Raw genomic sequence first — 22,559 nt, 5'->3', positions numbered from 1 at the left:
CTCCTTGTCACACACTGCTTGCACCGACGCTCCCGCCCGGTTACTCGGCGCCCGCCTTCCTGCCTCCCGCGGATTCCGGGCGTTTTACCGGGACGGCCGGTAGTCCCGGGACTGGTAACTGGGAAGGAGCGCAGTGGAGACGCCCGGTCTCCCGGCCGGCGGCGGGCCGCTCCGGCAACGGGGACCAGATGCTGGGCCCCGCTGCGCCCGAGCGTTGAAGCTTTACAGACTCAGCCCCGGCACGGGAAGGTCGAATATGTCTTTTAGGGCATATCTTGCGGCGTGGAAGCCGGGCATGCCGGTCACCCCAGGTCCCGGAGGCGTGGATGAGGAGGCCAGGTACACGCCGGGCAGCGGTGTTCGCCACGGCACAGGGCTCAGCACAGGCCGCCGCAGCAGTCCGCGGAGGTCCATCAGGCCGGCGCTGAAATCGCCGCCGACGTAGTTTTCGTTGTAGCTGGCCAGGCCGGCCGCCGTCGTCACGTGGCAGCGGACCACAAGGTCCCGGAATCCGGGTGCGAAGCGCTCCAGCTGGGCGATGACGGCCTCGCCCATATCCACCGTGGAACCGGCCGGAACGTGGCAGTAGCTCCATAGGATGTGGCGTCCGGCCGGGGCCCGGCCGGCGTCGAAGCGCGACGGCTGCGAAACAAGGACGTAGGGCCGTTCGGGGTGTCGGCCGGCGTCCACGAGGTTCTCCGCTTCGGCCGTCTCCGCCCGCGTCCCGCCCACGTGGATGGTCCCCGCGTCGGCGAGGCCGGGCGCCGCCCACGGAACCGGTCCGGACAGGATGAAATCAACTTTGCAGGCGGCGTTTCCGAAGCGGAAGGATTCCAGCGCCCGGCGGTAGCGCACGGGGAGCCGTCCGTGGGCGAGCCGGAGCAGCCCGGGCGGGGCCACGTCCAGCAGCGTGGCCCGGACCGGCGGCAGTTCGGCCAGCGATCCGATCCGCGCCCCTGTTTCCACCACCCCGCCGTGGGCTTCGATGTCCGTCACCATGGCCCGGGAGATCGCCGCGGATCCTCCCATGGGGATGGGCCAGCCGCCGGCATGTCCCAGCGCGCCCAGCATGAGTCCGGCCCCGGCCGCCGTTAGCGAGGGCAGCCTGGAGACGGCGTGCGCCGCGGCCCCGGCCAGCAGGGCGGGCGCCAGTTCCTCCCGGAACCTCGCCCCCCAGAGCGGGGAGCCTTGTTCCAGGGTCCGGAGCCCGAAGATGACAGCCGCGCGGGGGTCTTTCGGCAGCCGCAAGAGCTGGTTCAGCGTGAACTCCGCGATGCCGTCCACCCGCTGCACCAGCGGCGCCATCAACCGGTGATAGGCGGCGCCGTCGCGCCCCAGTTCGGCGGCCGTCCGCTCCAGCGACCGGTACGCGACGGCGGCGCTTCCGCCGTCGAGCGGGGAGCCGTAGGACACCTCGGGCACGGCCAGGCGGATCCGCCGGGACAGCTCGAACTCCCGGAAGAAGGGCGAGGCGAGGACCATCGGATGCACCGCTGAACAGATGTCGTGGAAGTGGCCGGATTCCATCAGCTCCGAAGTCCGCAGGCCGCCGCCGGGGGTGCCGGCCGCCTCGTAAACGTGCACCTTAAGCCCGGCCCGGGCCATCGTCACCGCGGCCGCGAGCCCGTTCGGGCCCGATCCGACGACGGCGACGTCAGGCATCCGCCGCCGCCTTGCGCCAGGGCAACAGGGAAGCCGAGGGGCGCGCCGGATCCAGCCGCAGCCAGTCAGGTGCGCGGTCGAAGGGCCCGCCATGAGGATCGTCCAGGCCGTGCCGGCGGATGACGTCGTTGCGTGGATCCCAGATGTCCCAGGCCACGCGCGCCATCAGGTAGGCGGTGGCCAGCATATGGCAGACGACGGCCAGGACGTAGTAGGGCATGTCGATGTTGTGCTGGGTGGCACCCCCGCTGGTCACCTGTCCGAGGTACATCCAGACGGCGGCCCAGTGCAGCGCCTCGACGGCCTGCCAGATCAGGAAGTCCCGCCATCCGGGCCGGGCGAGGGCCAGCAGGGGAACGAGCCAGATGACGAATTGAGGTGAGTACACCTTGTTGGTGAGGACGAAGGCCGCGACAATCAGGAAAACCAGTTGCGCGAGCCTGGGGCGCCGCGCTGCTGTGAAGGCCAGCACGCCGATCATGATGCAGGCCAGGACGAAGAGGTTCAGGGCCAGGGTGTTGATGGCTACGGCCTGCAGCGGCACCCAGCCAAGGCGGCCAGCCACCAGGTTGTAGGCAAACCAGGGCGAGCTGTAGCCGGCGGGGCGTTCCTCGGTGAACTGGTAAAAGTACTTCCAGCCGGCCGGGTCGAGTGCCGCGACCGGCAGGTTCACGGCAAGCCAGGTTGCTGCGGCGGCTCCGGCGGTGACCAGGAAGGCACGGAAGCGGCCTGTGCGGAGGGTGAGAAGCAGTACCGCACCGAGGATCAGCAGGGGGTAGAGCTTGGTTGCCGTGCCCAGGCCGATGAAGATCCCGGCCAGCGCAAGCTTGTTCCGGGAGAAGCAGTACATGCCAACGGCCAGCAGCGCGACGGCCCACATGTCCCAGTTGACTGTGCCGGCCAGGACGATGCCGGGGGCGACGGCCACCATGGCGGCGTCCCAGGGCCGGCGGCGGGTCATCCGGGCCGTGGCCAGGACGGTGACGATCCAGACGGCGGCGATCAAGGTGGCGTTGACGTCGAAATAGCCGAGGATGCGTGCGTCTGTGACCCCCTCGCCGGGTACCAGCAGCGCCGTGGCGCCGGCGATGTATCCCATCAGCACGGGGTATTCGAAGAAGGTCCCCGCCGTGACGAAGGGGAAGGCACCGTCGCCGAGTCCCCGGTTCCTGAACAGCTCGGGGAAATCCGAATAGCAGGAGGCATAGAACTGGCCGGGCGTTTCCCAGCCGTTGCTTCGGCAGTAGGACTTGAGGAGGATCCCGGTCAGCGCTGCCAGGACGGTGAGTAGAATCAGGACCCGTTCCACGGTGAAGAATCCCGGGGAGACGATGCCCGGTGCCGAGCGGTGACCCATGGGTCCGCCGATGAGTTCTGTGAAGTTCCTCAGCAGCGGGTCGCTGCGGCTCGGGATGACCAGTCGGGCCCGCTTGCGGTGCTCCGGCGGCTTTGTCTCCTGCATGCCCTTGAGCTTACCGGGGCGGCGGCCGGCCGTGCTTCGCCATGCGCCCGGCGACCCGACGGCGCCCCCGGGAACAGCAACAGAAAAGAGGGAGCCCACGCGCCGCCGCGAGGGCTCCCTGCGGATCAGTTTTGCCGCGGGACATTGTGTACTGCGTCAGCGGAGAAGACCGAACTGGTGCAATGCGACGTATACGTCCTCACGCTTCTGGTCGAGGAGTTGTCCGTTGAAGAGTGTCGTGTGCCGCTGGGCCGGCCTGCGGCCGAAGCGCAGGACCGCCCGGAGGTTCTGCATCATGGTTGTCACCTCCTGCCGGTGGCCTGAAAGACGGTGGCCTGAAAGTCGGTGGGTCGTGGATCGGTGGCCGGGGGGCTGCGTTGGAAAGCCGCGTGCCGGCGTGCTGCTGGCGGTAGTCACGGGGAACCTTTCATGGGCACTGCTGTGGAAATGGGAAAAAATCAGGCATGACAATTAGAGCCCCATTCGAAGAAGGACTTATTAGCGGATGAAACGCCCCGAATTGGGCGCGGAAATACCCGGCACTGATGAATTGATTTCGCCAGGCGAAAGGCTGGCCCCTGGACGCATGAGCGCCGCAAACCCCAACAAGAAGCTGGGTTCCGAACTATGGGGATGCTGCGCAACCGCGTGGTTCCGCCCGGTCAGTCCACTGTCAAGGACTTCGCGGGAAGTCCCGGCATGGCCCTGGCTCCGCTGCCTAGCTCAAAGTCGCTAGGCCCGAAGCGGGAGGGTCAGGAGGCAGTCGGTCCGACACTTGGGCGCGGTTCAGCAGCAGAGGCCGGGATTGCGGTGAGGGTATACATCCATCCGCTAGTAAAAGTAATCATTTTCCCAACCTCCTTTTCTGTTCTGCCGCAGCTCCGGATGACTGACCGGGCGGCGCGCGCCGTGACCCCGGCAAATCGCTCTGGGGTCAGAATTAAAAATACACCATGAATGCAGCGTTTGACTACCACATTCATAAACTTTCTTAGAGTTTTTCCTAAACCGTATTTATAGGCCCCAGCGGACCACTGCCGGCGTCTTCTTGTCCCAGCCCAGCGTGCAGACTTTCGCGGTCCCCAGGACGAAGTGCCGGCCCTCGTGGGCATCAAGCCCGAGCCAGCGAGCGGTCAGGATCCTGGAGAAGTGTCCGTGCGCCACAATCAGCACATTGTCCAGCCCGGATTCCAGCACGCGGGCCACGATCTTGTCCGCCCGCGCAGCCACGTCGTCGAGGGACTCGCCGTTGGGCACGCCGTGGGTCCAGATCAGGTAGTCCGGGTTGTCTTTGCGGATGAGGTCCGAGCTGATCCCCTCATACTCGCCGTAGTCCCACTCCACCGCCAGGGGTTCCGCTTCGGCGCCGGGATACCCGGCGAGTTCCGCCGTCCTCCGCGCCCGCCGCAGGGGAGAGGTCAGCACCAGATCGAAGTCGACGGCGTCGAGCACCGTCCGGGCCTCAACGGACTGCTGCTCGCCCTCCACTGTCAGCGGAAGGTCGGTGAGCCCGGTGTACTGACCGCTCTTTGACCATTCGGTTTCGCCGTGCCGCAGGATCCACAGCTGCGGACGGGGGCCGTTGGACGGTGCAATCACTTAGGACTCCTCGGTGGTGGACGGTTCGACAGTGGATTCCGGCTGCGCCGCCCACCATTCGCGCAGCTTGGACTCGGCCACGTCAGGATCCAGCGGGCCGTGCTCCATCCGTTCTTCCAGCAGGAACTTGTAGGCGCGGCCGACAACAGGGCCGGGCTTGAGCCCCAGCAGCGCCATGATCCGGCCGCCGTCCAGGTCCGGGCGGACCGCCTCGAGGGATTCCTGCTCGCGCAGTGCCGCGATCCTTGCCTCCAGGTCGTCGTACGCGAAAGAGAGCCGCTCGGCCTTGCGCTGGTTGCGTGTGGTCACATCCGAACGGGTCAGCAGGTGCAGCCGGTCCAGGAGCGGCCCCGCGTCGGTGACATACCGGCGGACGGCGGAATCGCTCCAGCCAGCATCGCCGTAGCCGTAGAAGCGCATGTGCAGCTCCACCAGTTGGGCCACGGCCTTGATCGTGTCGTTGTCGAAGCGCAGTGCCTTCATCCGCTTCGTCGTCAGCTTGGCACCCACCATGTCGTGGTGCCGGAAGCTCACCGCGCCGCCTGGCTCGAAGCGGCGGGTCGCGGGCTTACCGACGTCGTGCATGAGGGCAGCAAACCGCAGCACGAAGTCCGGGCCGGGCACGGGGCCGTCCGCGTCAGTCTCTCGGGCGGCGGCCTGCTCCAGAACCTGGAGCGAGTGCTGGTAGACGTCCTTGTGCCGGTGGTGCTCATCCGATTCCAGGCGCAACGCGGACACCTCGGGCAGCACAAACTCGGCCAGCCCGGTATCCACGAGCAAGTCAATCCCCGCGCGGGGGTGGGTGGCGCAAATGAGCTTGACCAGTTCCTCACGCACCCGTTCCGCGGAGATCATGGAGATCCGTTCGGCCATCCGGGTTATGGCCGCACGGACGTCCTGGTTCACCTCCACGCCGAGCTGGGCGGCGAAACGGGCGGCGCGCATCATGCGCAGCGGGTCGTCGGAGAAGGACGCCTCGGGAGCCCCTGGAGTGGCAAGGACGGAGGCGTGCAGGTCACGGACGCCGCCGAACGGGTCCACGAGCTCCAGTGCCGGCAGGCGCAACGCCATGGCGTTGATGGTGAAGTCCCGCCGCTGCAGGTCATCCGTCAGTGAGTGCCCGAACGCGACCACCGGTTTGCGCGAATCCGGGTCGTAGGCTTCCGCGCGGTAGGTGGTGATTTCGATCTGAAAACCTGCCTTGCGCATCCCGATGGTGCCGAAAGCGCGCCCGATCTCCCAGTAGTTGTCCGCCCACTTCCTGATCAGCGCGACAGTCTGGTCAGGGGTGGCGTCGGTGGTGAAATCCAGGTCGGGGGATACCCGGCCCAGGAAGAGGTCACGCACGGGACCACCCACCAGCGACAGTTCATGGCCGGCGTCGACGAACCGCCGTCCGAGCTCCAGAACCACCGGGTCCACCTGGAATTCGACAGTGTGCGGGTCAGTCTTGTGATGTGCATGCGCCATAGTTTCTTAAGCTTGTCAGAAAAGAGCGCCAGCACCACACCGGATCCTTCCCGGCGGCCCGCCGTTGGTGCCGGGCGCGGCGGCGGCGGACACAATCGACTTTCCCTGCCGTCCACTTTCCTGTCATGTTCAGGTCATCAAGTGAGGACAAGTGTCGTTAGAGTGGACATCATGGCCCATCCCGTACCGAGCGCTCCCGGCAGGAGGACAAACGCACCGTTGCCATCGGCAATCGGCGGCAATGTCGCGCCCGTGCAGCACCTGGGCCAGGCCTCCCTTCCCACCGTCGAGGAAGTCTCCGCCGGCGGCGTCGTTGTGGACACGTCCGACGCCGAACTGCGGGTTGCGATTATCGCCCGCCTTAACCGCGGCGGACGACTGGAATGGTGCCTGCCGAAGGGCCATCCGGAAGGCCAGGAAAGCAACGAGGAAGCCGCCGTGCGTGAAATCGCAGAGGAAACCGGCATCGAAGGCAAGATCCTCGCGCCGCTGGGAAGCATTGACTATTGGTTCACCGTCAGCGGCCACCGCGTCCACAAGACCGTCCACCACTACCTGCTGCAGGCCACGGGCGGGGACCTGACGATTGAAAACGATCCCGATCAGGAAGCCGTGGACGTCGCCTGGGTTCCCATCCAGGAGTTGGCCCGCAAGCTCTCTTTCCCGAACGAACGCCGCATCGCGGATCTCGCCAGGGAAGTGCTCCCCGAAATCGGCTGACGGGCGGGAAAGCGGCCGCAATCGGGCGCGGATAGCACCTTGTGCCATGCCCGGGTGAGACGATGAAGAGGATGTCATCTGCCAAGCCCACCCCAGCGCACTCCGGCCCCGCCGATTCTACAGCTGTCCAGTCCGGAGAGGCCCGTTCCAGCGCCATCATGGCGGCGGGAACGCTGGTCTCGCGCTTCCTCGGTTTCGGCAAGACCTGGATGCTGGGCGCTGCCCTTGGCCTCGGTTCCACCGTCACTGACACGTTCATCAACGCGAACAACCTGCCGAACCTGATTTTCCTGCTGGTGGCCGGAGGCGTCTTCAATGCCGTCCTGGTGCCCCAGATCATCAAGGCCAGCAAGGCGCCGGACAAAGGAGCTGACTACATCAGCCGGCTGCTGACGCTGGCCGTGCTGGTTCTGCTCACCCTCACCCTGCTGGTGACGCTGCTGGCACCCTGGGTCATAGAACTGACCACGCAGGGTTACTCCCCGCAGCAGAAATCACTGGCCGTGTCCTTCGCATTCTGGTGCCTGCCGCAGATCTTTTTCTACGGTCTCTACGCCCTGTTGACCCAGGTTCTGAACGCCCACGGGGCCTTCGGACCGGCGATGTGGGCCCCGATCCTGAACAACGTCGTCGCGATCGCCGGGCTGGGCATGTTCATCGGCATCATGGGCGCCAACGTGACTAATCCCCACACCCTCGATAACTGGGGTTCCACCCAGACCTTTCTCGTGGCCGGCTTCTCCACTATTGGCGTGATTTCCCAGACCGCCATCCTGCTGATCCCGGTGTTCCGGCTGCGGCTTGGCCTGCGGCCGCGCTTCGGCTGGCGCGGCGTCGGTCTGGGACAGGCTGCCAGGCTGAGCGTGTGGACGCTGGCCACAGCCGCCGTCGGGCAGCTCGCCTTCCTGTACGTCATGCGCATCGCCACGATTCCCGGGGCCGAGCGTCTCCGGCTCGAGCGGGCGGGCGATCCAGCCGCGGAAACGCTGCCGGGCAACGCCGTGCTGGAGGTGGCAAGCCAGCTCTATCTGCTGCCGCACTCCATCATTGCGCTGTCGCTGGCCACCGTGCTGTTCAACCGGATGACCCGGGCCTCGCAGGACGGGGACCGGAACGCGCTGCGCGACGCCCTCTCGCACGGACTGCGGACCATGGCGGTGGCCACCGTCTTCGGAGCACTGGCGCTGTTCGCGCTTGCCGGACCGCTGGGCATGTTCTTCTCCGGCGGTGAGCGGCAGGACGGCGCCATGCTCGCCCAGACGCTGACGCTCCTGGCACTCAGTACCCCGTTCATGAGCGCCAACTTCATGATGTCCCGGGTGTTCTACGCCAACGAGGATGCGCGGACTCCGTTCTTCATCCAGCTGGTGCTGGCCCTGGTCAATGTTGTGGCCGCTTTCCTGATCCAGTTCCTGCCGTACGACCAGATCATCTTCGCCATCGCAGCCCTGTACACCGGCGGCAATATCCTGTCCGTGATCGTCAGCGCGTTCTTCCTGCGCCGGCTCCTGGGCCATCTGGACGGTCCGCGGATCGCCAACTCGTACATCCGGATGGGCTACGCGGCCCTGGGCTCGGCCCTCGCCGGGGCGGTGGGCCTGTGGCTGCTGGGCAGCTACAGCCCGGAAGGTTTCGCCTGGAGCAGCCGCCCGGCCGCACTGGTAACAATCGTCGTCGTCGGGCCGGTCATGCTGGCCGTCTACCTCGTGCTGCTGAAACTCTTCCGGGTCACTGAACTCCGGGATCTGCTGCAGCCGCTGCTGGGAAGGCTCCGCCGTCCGGCAGTCCCTCCCGGCGCCGGGGACAGTCCGGATGTCACCGTTGCGGCACGTACGACGCCGGAACGGGCCACAGTCTCCGTGGATACCGGGCTCATTCCGAGAATTTCGGGCGAGTTTGATGCCGTGTCCTTCCGTGCCGGTCCAGACCTGGGTGATCAGGATGACCGGGCCGGACGGACCGGGCCGGACGGCGGTTACCTGCCCGCTGAGGACGTGCCCAGCACGGCTCAGGGCGGTCTGGGGCGCGGCGACGTTCCATTGCCGGGGCGCCGGACCTATCAGGGCCCGGCAGGGCACAATCCGCATTTCCCGTTCGGCCGGAAGAAGAAAAAATAGCGTCCGCCGGTTGCGCAGCCCCGTGCTCCCGCGGCCGGGACACCGCATCGGCTACGATCGAATACTAAGAAGGGGAGTTGCAGACCAGCGGTCAACCGGCTTTGCCGGGGGACTGTGGGTCAGTGATGAAGTGGTCAGCTCGGCAGCCCCGGACAGTCTAGGAGGAACCCGTGTCCCACCCGATCGATGTCGGATCAGTGCTAGGTGGCCGTTACAAGGTCACTGCCACCGTACTGACCTCGCATGACCAGGATCTGGTGCTGGACGGTGTGGACCAGGTGCTGAACCGTGCTGTCAGCATCCTTGTGGCCGGCCCGGGCAACGCCGATCAAGTGGCCCACAGCGCCCGCGAGGTGGCCACGGGCGAGCGTCCCGGGAGCGTGCAGATCCTCGATCTTGGTGTCAGCGATTCCACGACCTATCTGATTACCAACCATGCCTCGGCGGCTGATCTGCTGGACCTTGTGGTCTCCGCCAACCCGCCCTATGTGGAGCCGTTCTTCACGGACACCCTGGGCAGCGAGATCTTCGGGCAGGCGCGTTCCAAGGAACCGGAAACCTACGACGGTATCTACGACGACGAGGAAGTCGACGCCGGGTTCATCAACTACGGACAGAACCTGTCGCCTGCGGCGCCGGAGAAGGCAGCCGCGCCGGTGTCCCCGTCCCGCGTCACCGCTCGTCCGGCTGTGTCCCCGTCCGACGCGGCAGGTGCCGGTCACGGAGCGGCCGCCGCGGCAGGCGCCACAGGTCTGGCTGCCGGAGCTGCTGCGGCCGGCGGTTCCAGATCTCCGGAGACCGCACCGCAGGAGACTGCCGCGCATGTAACGGCACCCCAGCCGGTCCAGGCCGGTGCCGCTAACGGTGACGCAGCGGGCCGCGGCTCCAGTTCGACGCCGCCGGCTCCGACGGAGACGCCCAAGGTGTCCCTCTGGTCCGGCGATGACTACGCCTCTGCCGGTTCAGAGGATCAGCGTATTTCCCGCCAGGGGCAGGTGCAGGAGTATCCGGCTGCAGCAGGCCCGGGTGTGGCCTCCCCGGACCGGACTCCGGGATTCTTCCCGGCCTCGGCCCGGAAGAACGAGTCTGCGGCCGGCGACGATTACTACGAACAGGAGGAGGAGGAGCCGCCGCGCGAACCCCGCTCCATGCGCTGGCTCGTGGGCGGCCTGCTGGCCGCCGTCCTGGTGGTGGGGCTGATCCTTGCCGTGACCAATCTGGGCAGCCTCTTCAAGAGCAACCCCCAGTCCACAGCAGGCGGCAGCACGTCCACCAGTACTCCCGGCCCGACGTCGGCGGAACCAACCGGAACTGCCAGCTCGGCACCCGCCGCAGGCCCGCCCGCGATCGAAGGCGTCACGCGCCTGGGTAACTTCGACTTCGCGGGGACGTACGACGGCGACCTGGTCAAGACGTTTGACGGAAACGGCGCCAGCTACTGGTCGGACATGGAATTCGCCACCGACAACTGGGGTGGCCTCGCCCCCGAGGTTCCGCTGGTCATCAAGCTCAAGAGCCCCTCGAAGGTCTCCTCGGTCACGCTGAGCCAGCTGGGTGCATCCGGCGGAGGCATCAGCGTGTTTACCAACGACCGGCCCTCCCTCGACGGAGCCAAGCAGGCAGGCAGCAACAGCTTCACGTCCCCGGATCTGACCATGCCCCTGCAGGAACCCGTCACGGCGCAGTACGTGATCGTCTCCATCAAGACCCTCCCCAAGCTGACGGCACCGAAGACGCGCTTCGGGTTTGGCCTTCGGCTGGCGGAGATCAAGATCCAGTAGCACGCCTGGTGCCCCGATCACGCGCCGGTCAAGCCTTTCACCCAACGGTTCCTGATCCGGCCGTACGGGGCCAGAACGTTACCCTGGGTGGTGGCGTCCCCGTGGTGCCCGGCTCCATCGGAATATTCAGCACCAAGTACCAGTTGTGCCATGTGGCCGGCCACCCGGGCGGGCGCATCGACAAAGGAAGAGGTTCACCGTTCAGTGAGCAACGCAGAAAACACCGCGTCCGATGTACGTGATGTCATCATCGTCGGCTCAGGCCCGGCGGGCTACACCGCTGCGGTATACACGGCGCGTGCCAACCTGAAGCCGCTGCTGCTGGCGGGCTCGGTTACCGCCGGCGGCGAGCTGATGAACACCACCGACGTCGAGAACTACCCGGGATTCCCCGATGGCATTATGGGCCCGGACCTGATGGAGAACTTCGAGAAGCAGGCTGCCCGATTCGGCACTGACATCCAGTTCGAGGACGTCACCGAACTGGATCTCGACGGCGACGTCAAGACGGTCACCATCGCGACGGGGGAGGTTTTCAAGGCCAGGTCCATCATTCTTTCCACGGGCTCGGCCTACCGTGAACTTGGTCTACCCAATGAAAAGCGGCTCTCGGGCCATGGCGTCAGCTGGTGCGCAACCTGCGACGGTTTCTTTTTCAAGGACCAGGACATCGCCGTCATCGGCGGCGGCGACTCCGCGATGGAAGAGGCACTGTTCCTCACCAAATTCGCGAAGTCCGTCACCGTGGTGCACCGCAGGGACACCCTGCGTGCCTCCAAGATCATGGCGGACCGCGCCCAGGCCCACGAGAAGATCACCTTCATCTGGAACACCGGCGTCGAGGACATCATCGGCCAGGACAAGGTCACCGGGCTGCGGTTGACGAACCTCCTGGACGGGACCGGATCCGAGCTGGCCGTCACCGGTGTTTTCGTGGCGATCGGCAACGATCCCCGCACGGATCTCGTCAAGGGCAAGCTGGCGCTGACCCCCGAAGGCACCATCGCCGTTGAGGGCCGCACTTCCAGGACCACCGTCAGGGGAGTCTTTGCGGCCGGCGACGTCATCGACCCGACCTACCGCCAGGCCATCACGGCCTCGGGGTCAGGCTGTGTGGCCGCACTTGACGTCGAGCACTACCTCGCAGACTTCCACGCCTAAACGGCGCGCAGCAACCAACTGAAGAGAGACAAAGTTATGAGCAACGCAAAAGACGTAACAGACGCCAGTTTCAGCAGCGACGTACTGGCATCCGAGAAGCCGGTCATCGTGGACTTCTGGGCCGAATGGTGTGGCCCGTGCCGCAAGCTCGGACCAATCCTCGACGAAATTTCAGTCGAGTACAGCGAGAAGGTGGACGTCGTGAAGGTGAACGTGGACGACAACCCGGCCATCGCCGCTGAGTATGGGATCACCTCCATCCCGGCCGTCTATCTGTTCCAGGGTGGAGAAGTGAAGGCGACCGTCATCGGCGCCCGCCCGAAGCAGTATTTCGAGAAGGAATTCGCGGACGTCCTGTCCTAATTCCAGCCGGGCTGTGCCCCGCACAGACCCCACAAGTGGCCCCACTTCCCGGAAGTGGGGCCACTCTTTTGTGGGATCCCACATTCCTGGCTCCCGGAAAATTGTCGCCAGCGCGGGTATTTTCCTTGGTTCGCCGGGGTTCAGGCAGCGCCAGGACGTTGTAGCGCCGGGGGACATGGGGGGACATGCCCATTTTTCGCACCCGCTACTGGGCACAATGACACCATGCCCACCCGCCGGCCCCGGTGCGGGGCATGTCCCTTGGGACCGTGTTCAGTCCAGCGGGACATGCCCATTCTTCGCACCGGAAACTGGGCACAATGACACTATGCCCACCCGCCGGCCCGGGCGCGGGGCATGTCCCGCCCAGCGGGGCAGATCCGCTGGGTACGCCGCGTCCGGCGGGCATTTTCGTTGATCTGGCCGGACGTAGGTGGCCGTTGGCGGCGCTCCTTCCCGGTTACCTGCCGCCACACCTCCTATCGGCCCGGGAAAGGCCCGGATTCCCGCGGGCTTGTGGCGCCGGACGCCGAAGTAACCGGGCAGGAACGCCACGGCCCGTCGCGTCGGGCTGGTCCGGTCAGGCGTTGGGCGGGTCCGGCGGCGTGGAACCTGGACCTTTTCGCGCCGCGGGGGACATGCCCATTCTTCGCACCCGGAACTGAGCATAACGACACTATGTCCGTCCGCTGCCCCCGGCGCGGGACATGTCCCTGAGCTGTGCCCTCCCAGCCCCCGGGCCAAGACGCCGATGAACCAACGAAAACGCCGACTAACGGTTTCCCGGGTCCGGAGGATGTCTACTGACAGTGAGACTCGAATGGTTTCTGAACCTTCTGAGGGTTGATTGCTCTGCAATGAATCCACTGGCGACCTTCACATATCCCCGTGGATCGATGAGTTCCTACATCTTAGCGAAATCGTGGTGAGCACGTCCCGCGAGCCGGACGTCGCGTTTCACGAGAAGCAAAAAATGTCGTTGTGGCTCGCGCTAGTCGTTGCGGCTCGCGCCATTTCGAAGTCGCCGCAGACTGCCAGCAGTCACCATCCGCATGGTTGTGCTTCCGGGAGTTCCCATGTTTCACGTGAAACATCCTGGGACCCGGAGCTGGTGGAACCAATCCGTGTCGCTTGGTGATTTGCGAGGTAGCACGTCGTACTCGAGTATTCATGCACGCCCACCGGCCATCGTCTGGGCTGCAATCGCCTTCAGTCGCCAAGTCGATGCCCAGGCCACGACCTGTCGCAGTCTGGCAGGGCAACGCACCTCCTGGCCTTAGATGGCACTACAATGCAATCCAACATCGCGGCCTTCTATGGCGCGATTACGATTCAACCCACCCCTTCAGAAGTGCGACTGGTCAGACAGTGCGGGCCGCTACGCCGCCGCATCCCTACCTGAAGAAGCCAGGATCGCTCCGCGCATTGGAGGGAATCAACTGATTAGCTCGACGAGAACGTCAATCCAAGTCACTCTGTCTGCTCCGACTATTAGGGCGAGTGTGAGGCCCATTTGGGCTCCATTTGCACCCATGACTATTGCCTTTGAGGATCGGAGACAGAAGCCCGCTCATCTGCAATCGGCGGTGCCGCGGTGCCATCTGATCGGAGGCGGATGTTTCACGTGAAACGTGCACCCAGTGCTTGAAACCAATTCAGGCCGGGCTCCGGATATGTTTCACGTGAAACATAGAGTTCAACGGTAGCTCGCGCCACTTGGAACGGCCGTTCCCTGCACGCCCGCAATCCCCACCCGATTCCGGGCAAGTCGAAAAAAGTTCCTGCGAACAACCGAGCGTTCAACGCTTCCGCAGGGCCGGCCAGGGGACTGCCGTCCGATCATCTGAGTCTTGCATCGAAGCCCGAGAAGACCAGAGATCCGGGACTCTTCACCTCCGGCCTCGTTCCGAGTTCGTGAACTCACGACCAAGAACCACATCAAAGGCACTGGAGGGGCATCAGTGCTGTCTTGGTGACCGCGGCATCTGGGCGACACCGGCTCTAGCCTGTGTTACGAGGAGTATTCTCCGGCCGCCCCAGGGAGCAGCATCCAAGCGGAGCCCCTGTACAAGATCCGATCTCGCAGCCTTCCATACCCCTCGCGTCCTCCACTGGCGCCCGCCAGGTACACGGCGGGGAAGGACGGGACAGGACGGAGCGAGTAGAAGCAAAGCAGGGCGAGGGTACGGCGGAGTAAGGGCACGGCGGGGCATGGCAAGGCAGCGAGATAGAAACCGGGTTCGCCAATTCGGAAGACTCCAAATGTCCGGCGCCCAGTCGCGCGGGCTACATATTGCGTTGCGAAGCTACGGCGTGGCGGTCCCCGGAAATCGGGCGCCACAGGTTTGGTCGGAATCACAGAGTGCAGGGCAAGGCAGTCGATTGACTAGCAAAGCGATGGTCTGGAAGCCGGCAAATGTGCATTGCAGACCTCAAACGCTGGCCGCTCACGAGCCTCAACCGAGGTGTCCGGCAGAACCAGCCATACTCACACACTCCACTCCAGGGGGCGGTGGGCAGCAGCCATCACGGCGGTCTGACGTCCTGTTGCGCCCCCAACAGACTATAGTGGCCGTCTCTCGGAATTTCCGGCTTTTCCCAATGTTCCGGCTGTTCCGGGTCGGATTTCGACCTTGGGGGGAGTGCCCCTATCTTCGCAACCCCGTTCATCCGGTGGCTTCCCCGGTAGCAGAGGACGGCGCCAAGTGAATAGGCTGATCGGGCTGCTCCGCTTGCGTCTCGACAATATCCGGCCTTGACCCCCACGCCACCAGCGGCAGCCGGTCACGGGACCCCAGTTGACCAATCACGGCGCCGATGTTTCGTCCCCGCTGGTTTCGGTGACGCATTCATGTGAGCCTGGGGCCAAAGCCTCGAAGCGCCGTTCCCGGCCAATGGGCCATAAACTCCCGGGCTGCGGGGGAGAATTGCGAGCAGCAGTAGACTGCAGAAGAACGCGGGAATGTGCAGCAAAGACACGGCATGGAGAGAATAGCCGGACCTGCTTGTGCGGGTCCAATTGCCGGCTCCTGGCTGCGGCGCAGAATCATTGGACGGGCAGTATGAGGTGCTTTCCACAGTCTTTTCCACAGCGGTTATTCACACGCTTATCCACAGGCGCCAGGTGATCGCCACAGCCCGTGCATCCGGAGGTTGACCGTTCAAAATCGACCTTAGCCTCGTTCACGGGACCACCAAATATAGGGCAGGCGTTGGAGGGCCTCATCTGGAAAGTCCTTTGCGCACACCGCCTCCAGAGCTGAGCGTCGCCATTTGTTCGAATCAGGCTGAAAATTAACCATTGGCGGGGGATTGAGTAAGCAAGGTCGGGCGAAAATACGTTGCCCGTCTCCTGGAAGCGGTATGTTTCACGTGAAACAGCGCAGCGTTGACCCACGGCAGCACCGGGGGCTGCGTCTGCAAACAAACTAAAGATGTCCACGGCCAGCCCTAAGGTTTGGCCGGGGACTGGGACTCATCCACAAAGTTATCCACAGCGATGTCCACCGGCAAGTCAGCCGAGATGGCCACCGGAGAAAAATAGACCAGGGCCACCTAGACAACGCCAAATGTACAGAGTTCAATGTTTGTGCCCGACATCAGAGGAGCAAATCGGGATCGGCCCAACCGGAAGGCATCCGGACGCGGGTCTGCCAGGGCAAGGGTCCGCCAGACCCGGGGGAATGAACCACGACAGCGGCAGTGTCGAGCTCTGGACGGTGAGAATCGGCTTAGGATGTGACAGCAGCAGTGGCGCTGCCAGGGGAAGCCACAGCAGGCCAGGACCGCAAACAGAGCCTGCCAACAGCCCCACAGCCGAAGCCTCCAGGGCGGTCTCGACGACACCAGCAGAGTCCCCAACGGGAACGTCCGTCACTGCGGTCGCCATGTTGTGGGCGAGTGGACCGGCGTCCGGATTTTGCAGCCGCCACGGCGGATCGGGTGCCTGGAAAGTGATCTTGAGTCACTTCGCCGCACCTTCAGCACACACTGAGCATCTGAAGAGTGAATTTGGTGCCATGCGTGAACTAGTGGGCACAATCGGTTGCCCCCAAGCAGAGGTACGACTACCACTATCGAAATCTGGCATCCGGTGTTTGTTCACCCTGATAATCGACCCGCTGCTAACGGCCGCGGGCCTCGACAGCATCACGATTTTGGGGGCTTGAATCGGCGGCAAGATACGTGACACAGGGAACGACGGAGCACAGGGCATCATCGCTGACCGTTGGTTGCCTTCACGCCCGTACTCCGTCACCACAGACCCGGCGCGGGGAACCACAAACCTGAGGCTGACATAGTATGAGGGTCCTCGGGTTGAAGTTTCTTCCGGCTGGATTCGAAGACTCCTAAGGCAGGACACCTTTGGAGGCCCTGCGGCCGCGACAGCGGCATACGCGGTAGAGGTATTTGTCCGGGTATCATTTAGGTCGGGCTGGACCACCAAGCATTGTCGGGCCACCGTAGGTCGCCTGGGGCGTCATTAGGGCGCTGCTCCTCCCGAAGGTCCCGGCCCGGCAATGGAGCCCGCAGCGCGCGACCTAAGGGGTACTACAAACTTCGCGGCTGCATAGCTCCGGAGATCCGCAGCGGAATCTCAGACCCACAAATCACGGTAGTGTCCATAGAACCGCCACCTCAAGCGGACAGCAGATTGTTTCACGTGAAACGGTCGCGCTTCTCCGCGGCTTTCAGGACCAGTCGCCTCCCGTAGGCGAACAAGGCTGAGATTGATGGTTGAGACCGTGCTGTCAAGGCCTCGGGGCCTGCCACCAAGAGAGCACCGATCCATTGGGGAGGGAGCGTCGTCCAAGGAAATACTTCCCACCAATCCCATCGCAAAACAACTTCGCGGTCCATCGTCCGCATTGGCCGCCCCCGGCCCGTCTCCACCGAGGCGATGTTGACGTTTCTGAAGACGTATCACCCGCAGACAAGGGTCTACTAGGACGTTAGGGTCGCCGCCGGCATTGCCACCGAATTGCCGCATCACCCAAGTGAGACTCCCAGACAAGACTCCGAACTATCGATTTCCGCCCGCTGATATCGCCGGAGATGAGCGTCAGTTGAAGCGTGACGGGGGGAATTGCCGCCATACTACTAAAACCGTGATTGGAAGACTACTCATGTTTCACGTGAAACATATTTCCCGCTCCTTTCACAGCAAGCACCTCGAAAGCACAGCACCAAAGATGCTAAGAATAGGGGCCGGCTCCATGGGTCACAGCATCCGCTCACGCTCCCTCCGCAAGCGTCAAGGCATCAAACTCTGACCAGCTGACCTGTCTAAGTTAACAATCCAGGTCCTTCTTTCCACCCGCTCCGCCCATACAAGGCAATTTGATCGCGTCTGCTAGCCCGGATCCAGGCGCAGAGTCCAAGAAAGGGAGCATGGTTGCCCCGGCTACGGCCCCGAGACCACCAATCCAGTGAGATCTGCCGGCAGCATCCAGCAAATAGCAATGGGGTCTGTTTCACGTGAAACAGACCCCATGGGGAAGTACAAAATTCTGCTAGCCCGGAGAACCAGGCGTCAGGACATCCATGATGCGGTTCAGGTCTTCCACGCTGGCAAATTCAATGCTGACCCGTCCCTTTCGCGCACCCAACGATATCTTGACGTTGGTATCGAGACGATCGGAGAGAGACGATGCCAGGTAGTCCAGTCGCTCGTGCCGCGCCCCCGGGCGGGGAATGTTGTTCTTGTTCGGCGAAGCGGGGCTCTGGTACAGCGTGACGGCCTCTTCAGTGGCACGCACCGACATACCTTCAGCAACAATCTTCTGCGCCAGGCGTTCCATTGCCGCTGCATCCGGGAGGGCGAGGAGTGCCCGGGCATGGCCGGCCGAGATCACACTCGCGGCCACCCGCCGCTGTACCAGGGGAGGTAGCTTGAGCAGCCGAAGCGTGTTCGAGACCTGGGGGCGGGAGCGCCCGATCCTGTCAGCCAGCTGCTCGTGCGTCGTTCCGAAGTCTTCGAGCAGCTGCTGGTAAGCGGCGGCTTCTTCGAGCGGATTCAGCTGGCTGCGGTGCAGATTCTCCAGCAGAGCGTCCCGGAGTAGATCATCATCGGTAGTGTCACGAATAATTGCGGGGATCGTTTCAAGGCCTGCAGCCTGTACTGCCCGCCACCGGCGTTCGCCCATAACGAGCTCGTACGGTTCCCCACCTATTTCGGTAGATGTTCGGACCACAATTGGCTGGAGCACGCCAATTTCCCGCACCGAATGGACAAGCTCCGCCATATCGTCCTCATCGAAGACAGAACGCGGCTGTTTCCGGTTCGGATGGATGTCAGTCACCGGGAGCTCGGCGAAGCGGACGCCCGGCACCTCAACCAGCTGAACGCCGTCGTCCTCGGCCCTGGATCCCGCTTTACCGGGAGTCGCAGTGGAAGCGGACTCATCCTTGGCATCACTCATGTCAGCCGCAGTCCTGGCCGCGGGAGCCTTGTGGGCCGGGGACTTCTTGGCCCCCGCACTCGAGCCGGCCTTGTTCGCCGTGGTGCCCGCTTCCGGGCCAGCGCCGGACTTGACTCGTGACGCCTGCGCCGTTACTGTGTCGACATCCGGCGTGCCGGTGACCGAATCGTCAAGTACCGGCATGTCCGCCGCGGCGGTACGCTTCCTCGCCTCGGGAAAGAAAAGGTCAACAGGACGCGACGGCGCTAAGCCGTTTCCCGAAGCAGAGGCGGAACTTGGAATGAGTGCCCCAAGTCCACGTCCGAGGCCACGTCGCTTGTCGCTCATGGATAAATCCCTCCATTGGAAGAGCCGCGGGTCACAGGGCTCTAGCTAGTGCAATTCTTGAAAGAGAGTCTAACGTTCCGCGATTTCCGCTGCGGCTTCCAGATAGGACAGGGCCCCGCTGGAAGAAGGATCATACGTCATCACGGTCTGCTGATAGCTGGGAGCCTCAGAGATGCGCACGGAACGCGGAACCACCGCACCCAGGACCTGCTCGGGGAAGTGCTCCCGAACCTCCGCTGCCACCTGGGCGGCGAGGTTGGTCCGGCCATCGTACATCGTCAGCAGGATCGTTGAAACAACCAAATCCGCGTTCAAATGCTTCTGGATCATCTCGATATTCTTCAGCAGCTGGCTCAGGCCCTCAAGCGCGTAATACTCGCACTGGATTGGAATGAGCACCTCGTCGGCGGCACAAAACGCATTCACCGTCAGCAGTCCCAGGCTCGGCGGACAATCGATGAAGATATAGTCCAGCCGCTCGTCGCCATTTTTGGCCCGGTCCTTGGCATAGACGTCGATCGCGCGCCGTAAACGCTGTTCGCGGGCTACAAGGCTGACAAGCTCAATTTCTGCGCCGGCCAGATGAATGGTGGCGGGGGCGCAAATCAGATTGTCGATGTCCGGACATGGCGCCACAACGTCCCGCAATGGAAAGTCGTTGATCAGGACGTCGTAGATGCTGTCAACGTCGGCGTGGTGTTCAATTCCCAGCGCCGTAGAGGCATTCCCTTGCGGATCAATATCGATGACCAGCACGTTGAGGCCCGCTGCGGCCAGAGCAGCTGCAATATTGACGGTGGTGGTCGTCTTGCCCACACCACCCTTTTGATTGGAGACCGTGAAGATTCTGGTCTTACCGGGTTTCGGAAGTTCACGGCCCAGGAGGCGTTCACGGCGCTTGTTCTCGCGGGTGAGTTCCCGGGCAATCGGACTGGAGTCGTCCAAGGAGTCCAATGCACCGGCGCCGGTCGCCGCGGTTGTTTCACGTGAAACACTCGCCTTGCCGGTGCTCTTAACAACCGAAACAGTGTGATTTCCGGATTGGTTGAGGGTGGTTGAGGGTGCAACAAAGGCCCGAGCGGATCCCAGGGACAGAAACGGGGGAATCCGCTGTGTGGAGGCTTCGCTGCTGGTCACTGTGACACACTCACTCTCATTCGGCGTTTGCTGCCGCTTACTAGCCTAACCTCTTAGCCTTCGGGCCCTAGGGTGCCGGGCTCTCGTTAGGTAATCTTTTGAGGCTTATTCACAACTATTCGGACAACGGTTGTGGGTTCTTCCAGGAGGCCCTCGCCCACCAGTACAACAGCGGTCTCTTGGCCGCCTAGCTTCCGGATCACCTTGGCTGCTTTTTCGATTTCTTCACCAGCGCTGCGGCCCTTGATGGCAATCACCAGACCTTTGCCGGCCAGCAGTGGGATAGTCAGGCCCGCGAGATTGGACAGCGCCGACACGGCCCGCGCCGTAACGACGTCTGCCTCCACCATGCCCACGGCCAGTTCAGCGCGGGTGCGCATGACAGTCACATTTTCCAGGCCGAGATCATCCACAACTTCCTGAAGCCAGATAACGCGCCGCTCGAGGGGTTCTATCAGGGTCAGTTCCAGATCCGGGCGGGCAATCGCGAGGCAGAGGCCCGGCAGTCCGGCACCGCTGCCGACGTCGGCCACATGGCTGCCGGGGGGAATCTGGCTCTCGATGACGGCACAGTTCAGCACATGACGGCTCCACAGCCTGGGAACTTCACGGGGCCCGATCAGGCCACGCTCGGTGCCGGACGTGGCCAGGTGTTCCACATAGCGTTCGGCGAGGTCCAGCCGGCCGCCGAAGATCCGCTGGGCTGCCTGCAGTTCAGCTGCCGTAATTTCAACCATCAAAATTATCCGGCGGCGTCAGTCTGCGGAAACGACGATGTGACGGTCGGCGCCTTCGCCCTGGGACTCACTGATGAGTCCCAGATCGGCGACGGCGTCGTGCACTATCTTCCGCTCATAAGCGCTCATCGGGGCAAGGGCAACGGCGTCACCGGCATCTTTAACCGTAGCGACGGCGTCTTCCGCGATCTTCTGCAGCTCACCGGCGCGCTCGGAGCGGTAACCGTTGATATCCAGCACGAGCCGGGAGCGGCTTTCCGTCGCGGAGAGCACGGCCAGGCGGGTCAGCTCCTGCAGGGCTTCGATGACTTCGCCGTCCTTGCCCACCAGGTGGTCGAGACCATCCGATTTTTCCTCGGCAACGATAGAAATATAGGTGCGCCCGTTGCGGACCTCGATGTCAATGTCGCCGTCGATATCGGCGATGTCCAGCAATTCCTCAAGGTAATCCGCGGCAACATCCCCCTCTTCCTCCAGACGGCTGGCGGAGACACCCTTGACCGGATTGCCGTCGTCGTCCAGAGCGGATTCCTGGTCGGCAGGCGCGGCTGCGCCCGTTGTCCCGTCGTCGACGACCTCGGCGGAAACTGTCTGTTCGGTGCTCTCGGCGGACATTATTTCCTCTTCCTGTTCTTACGTTGTGGCTGGACGCGCTGGCTCTTGGCCACCAGGGCCGCAGCGGCAGCCACCTCGGCGGCGGCGGCGTCCGCCTTCTGCGCACCTGTCAGGGGCAGGGCAGGCAGGCCCTTGGCGGCGCGGCGCTCGGCGAGGGCCTTGGCAGCGGGAGATCCCGGGGTCGGCATCCGGCGGATCACAAAGAACTGCTGCGCCATCGTCCAGAGGTTGGTGGTGGTCCAGTAGATAAGGACACCGATGGGGAAGTTGATACCACCCACACCGAAGACGACCGGCAGGATGTAGAGCATCATTTTCTGCTGGCGCATGAAAGGGCTGGCCATGGCCTCTTCAGACATGTTCTTAGCCATGATCTGCTTCTGCGTGATGAATTGCGAGGCCGTCATGGCCAGGATCATCAGGATGGAGAGGACGACGACCGCCACATTGGTTGCTCCGCCATGCAACAGGGCGGCAGACAGCGGGGCACCAAAGATGCTCGACTGATCGAACTGCACCACCTGATCGTGACTCATCGCCCCGATACCCAGGCCCTTGTTGGCAGCCGATGTAATGCCCGACAGCACAGTGAAGAGGGCAAAGAAGAACGGCATCTGGATCAGCATGGGCAGGCAGGCCGAGAACGGGTTGGTGCCGTGTTTCTTGTACATCCCCATCTGTTCCTGCGCCATGGCCTGGCGGGACAGCTGGTCAGTCTTGCCTTTGTACTTGTCCTGCAACTTCTTCAGGTCCGGCTGCAGCAGCTGCATGCCGCGCTGGGCCTTGATCTGTTTGACGAACACGGGAATCAGGGCGGCGCGGATCACCAGCACCAGCCCGATGATGGACAGCGTCCAGGTCCAACCATTGTCGGACGGCATTCCGACGGCGCTCAGGCCATCGTGGAAGACCACCATGATGGCGGACACAAGCCACTTGAACGGAAACATGATTGTTTCAAAGAAGTCCATACGATATCCCTATTC

15 protein-coding genes are annotated in these 22,559 nt (G+C 63.6%); 5 read left to right on the top strand and 10 right to left on the bottom strand.

The window, feature by feature from the left end; genetic code table 11:
- Nucleotides 1-222: 222 nt before the first annotated feature.
- The 5 genes from AC50X6_RS05420 to AC50X6_RS05400 all read right to left on the bottom strand — a co-directional run bounded on the left by AC50X6_RS05420 (nt 223) and on the right by AC50X6_RS05400 (nt 6,193).
- The gene (locus tag AC50X6_RS05420) at nt 223-1,662 is read right to left on the bottom strand and encodes a phytoene desaturase family protein (RefSeq protein WP_494965236.1); all 1,440 of its coding nucleotides are present in this window, start codon (nt 1,660-1,662) and stop codon (nt 223-225) included.
- A complete protein-coding gene (locus AC50X6_RS05415) occupies nt 1,655-3,124 on the bottom strand; it encodes a glycosyltransferase family 87 protein (RefSeq protein ID WP_494965235.1) in 1,470 nt (489 codons plus the stop codon). The genes AC50X6_RS05420 and AC50X6_RS05415 overlap by 8 nt, the downstream gene beginning before the upstream one ends.
- Nucleotides 3,125-3,280: 156 nt before the next feature.
- Entirely contained in the window at nt 3,281-3,421 is a 141-nt protein-coding gene (locus tag AC50X6_RS05410) for a hypothetical protein (protein WP_494965234.1), read from the bottom strand.
- A gap of 717 nt (nt 3,422-4,138) precedes the next feature.
- The gene (locus tag AC50X6_RS05405) at nt 4,139-4,723 is read right to left on the bottom strand and encodes a histidine phosphatase family protein (RefSeq protein WP_494965233.1); all 585 of its coding nucleotides are present in this window, start codon (nt 4,721-4,723) and stop codon (nt 4,139-4,141) included.
- Complete coding sequence (locus AC50X6_RS05400) at nt 4,724-6,193, bottom strand: CCA tRNA nucleotidyltransferase (RefSeq protein ID WP_494965232.1); 1,470 nt, start codon at nt 6,191-6,193, stop codon at nt 4,724-4,726.
- Nucleotides 6,194-6,412: 219 nt separating this feature from the next.
- Here AC50X6_RS05400 and AC50X6_RS05395 point away from each other — a divergent pair, with 219 nt between their 5' ends.
- The 5 genes from AC50X6_RS05395 (at nt 6,413) to trxA (ending at nt 12,335) form a co-directional block, all read left to right on the top strand.
- Nucleotides 6,413-6,913 carry an NUDIX hydrolase gene (locus tag AC50X6_RS05395; RefSeq protein WP_494965371.1) on the top strand — a complete coding sequence of 167 codons (501 nt, stop codon included), beginning with the start codon at nt 6,413-6,415 and terminating at the stop codon, nt 6,911-6,913.
- 71 nt (nt 6,914-6,984) lie between these two features.
- Entirely contained in the window at nt 6,985-9,030 is a 2,046-nt protein-coding gene (murJ, locus tag AC50X6_RS05390) for a murein biosynthesis integral membrane protein MurJ (RefSeq protein ID WP_494965231.1), read from the top strand.
- 170 nt (nt 9,031-9,200) lie between these two features.
- Nucleotides 9,201-10,811, top strand: a complete 1,611-nt coding sequence (locus AC50X6_RS05385) for an ABC transporter substrate-binding protein (protein WP_494965230.1) — start codon at nt 9,201-9,203, stop codon at nt 10,809-10,811.
- A 204-nt stretch (nt 10,812-11,015) separates the two neighbouring features.
- On the top strand, nt 11,016-11,972 hold the full coding sequence (gene trxB, locus AC50X6_RS05380) for a thioredoxin-disulfide reductase (protein WP_494965229.1): 957 nt from the start codon (nt 11,016-11,018) through the stop codon (nt 11,970-11,972).
- A gap of 36 nt (nt 11,973-12,008) precedes the next feature.
- A complete protein-coding gene (gene trxA, locus AC50X6_RS05375) occupies nt 12,009-12,335 on the top strand; it encodes a thioredoxin (protein WP_494965228.1) in 327 nt (108 codons plus the stop codon).
- Nucleotides 12,336-17,848: 5,513 nt separating this feature from the next.
- On the opposite strand, the gene AC50X6_RS05370 is transcribed toward trxA, so the two are convergent.
- From AC50X6_RS05370 to yidC, 5 genes are all read right to left on the bottom strand, one after another.
- The gene (locus AC50X6_RS05370; protein ID WP_494965227.1) at nt 17,849-19,084 is read right to left on the bottom strand and encodes a ParB/RepB/Spo0J family partition protein; all 1,236 of its coding nucleotides are present in this window, start codon (nt 19,082-19,084) and stop codon (nt 17,849-17,851) included.
- A 69-nt stretch (nt 19,085-19,153) separates the two neighbouring features.
- Nucleotides 19,154-20,221, bottom strand: a complete 1,068-nt coding sequence (locus AC50X6_RS05365; protein ID WP_494965226.1) for a ParA family protein — start codon at nt 20,219-20,221, stop codon at nt 19,154-19,156.
- 86 nt (nt 20,222-20,307) lie between these two features.
- A complete protein-coding gene (rsmG, locus tag AC50X6_RS05360) occupies nt 20,308-20,958 on the bottom strand; it encodes a 16S rRNA (guanine(527)-N(7))-methyltransferase RsmG (RefSeq protein WP_494965225.1) in 651 nt (216 codons plus the stop codon).
- 18 nt (nt 20,959-20,976) lie between these two features.
- Nucleotides 20,977-21,573, bottom strand: coding sequence for a Jag family protein (locus AC50X6_RS05355; RefSeq protein ID WP_494965224.1), 597 nt, complete (start codon nt 21,571-21,573; stop codon nt 20,977-20,979).
- Nucleotides 21,573-22,544: a membrane protein insertase YidC gene (gene yidC / locus AC50X6_RS05350; protein ID WP_494965223.1), complete on the bottom strand. Its 972-nt coding sequence runs from the start codon at nt 22,542-22,544 to the stop codon at nt 21,573-21,575. Before yidC ends, AC50X6_RS05355 begins: the two co-directional genes overlap by 1 nt.
- Nucleotides 22,545-22,559 lie beyond the last annotated feature (15 nt).

The sequence above is a fragment of the Pseudarthrobacter sp. HLT1-7 genome (assembly GCF_059383435.1).
This window is presented reverse-complemented; position numbering and strand designations above follow the sequence as displayed.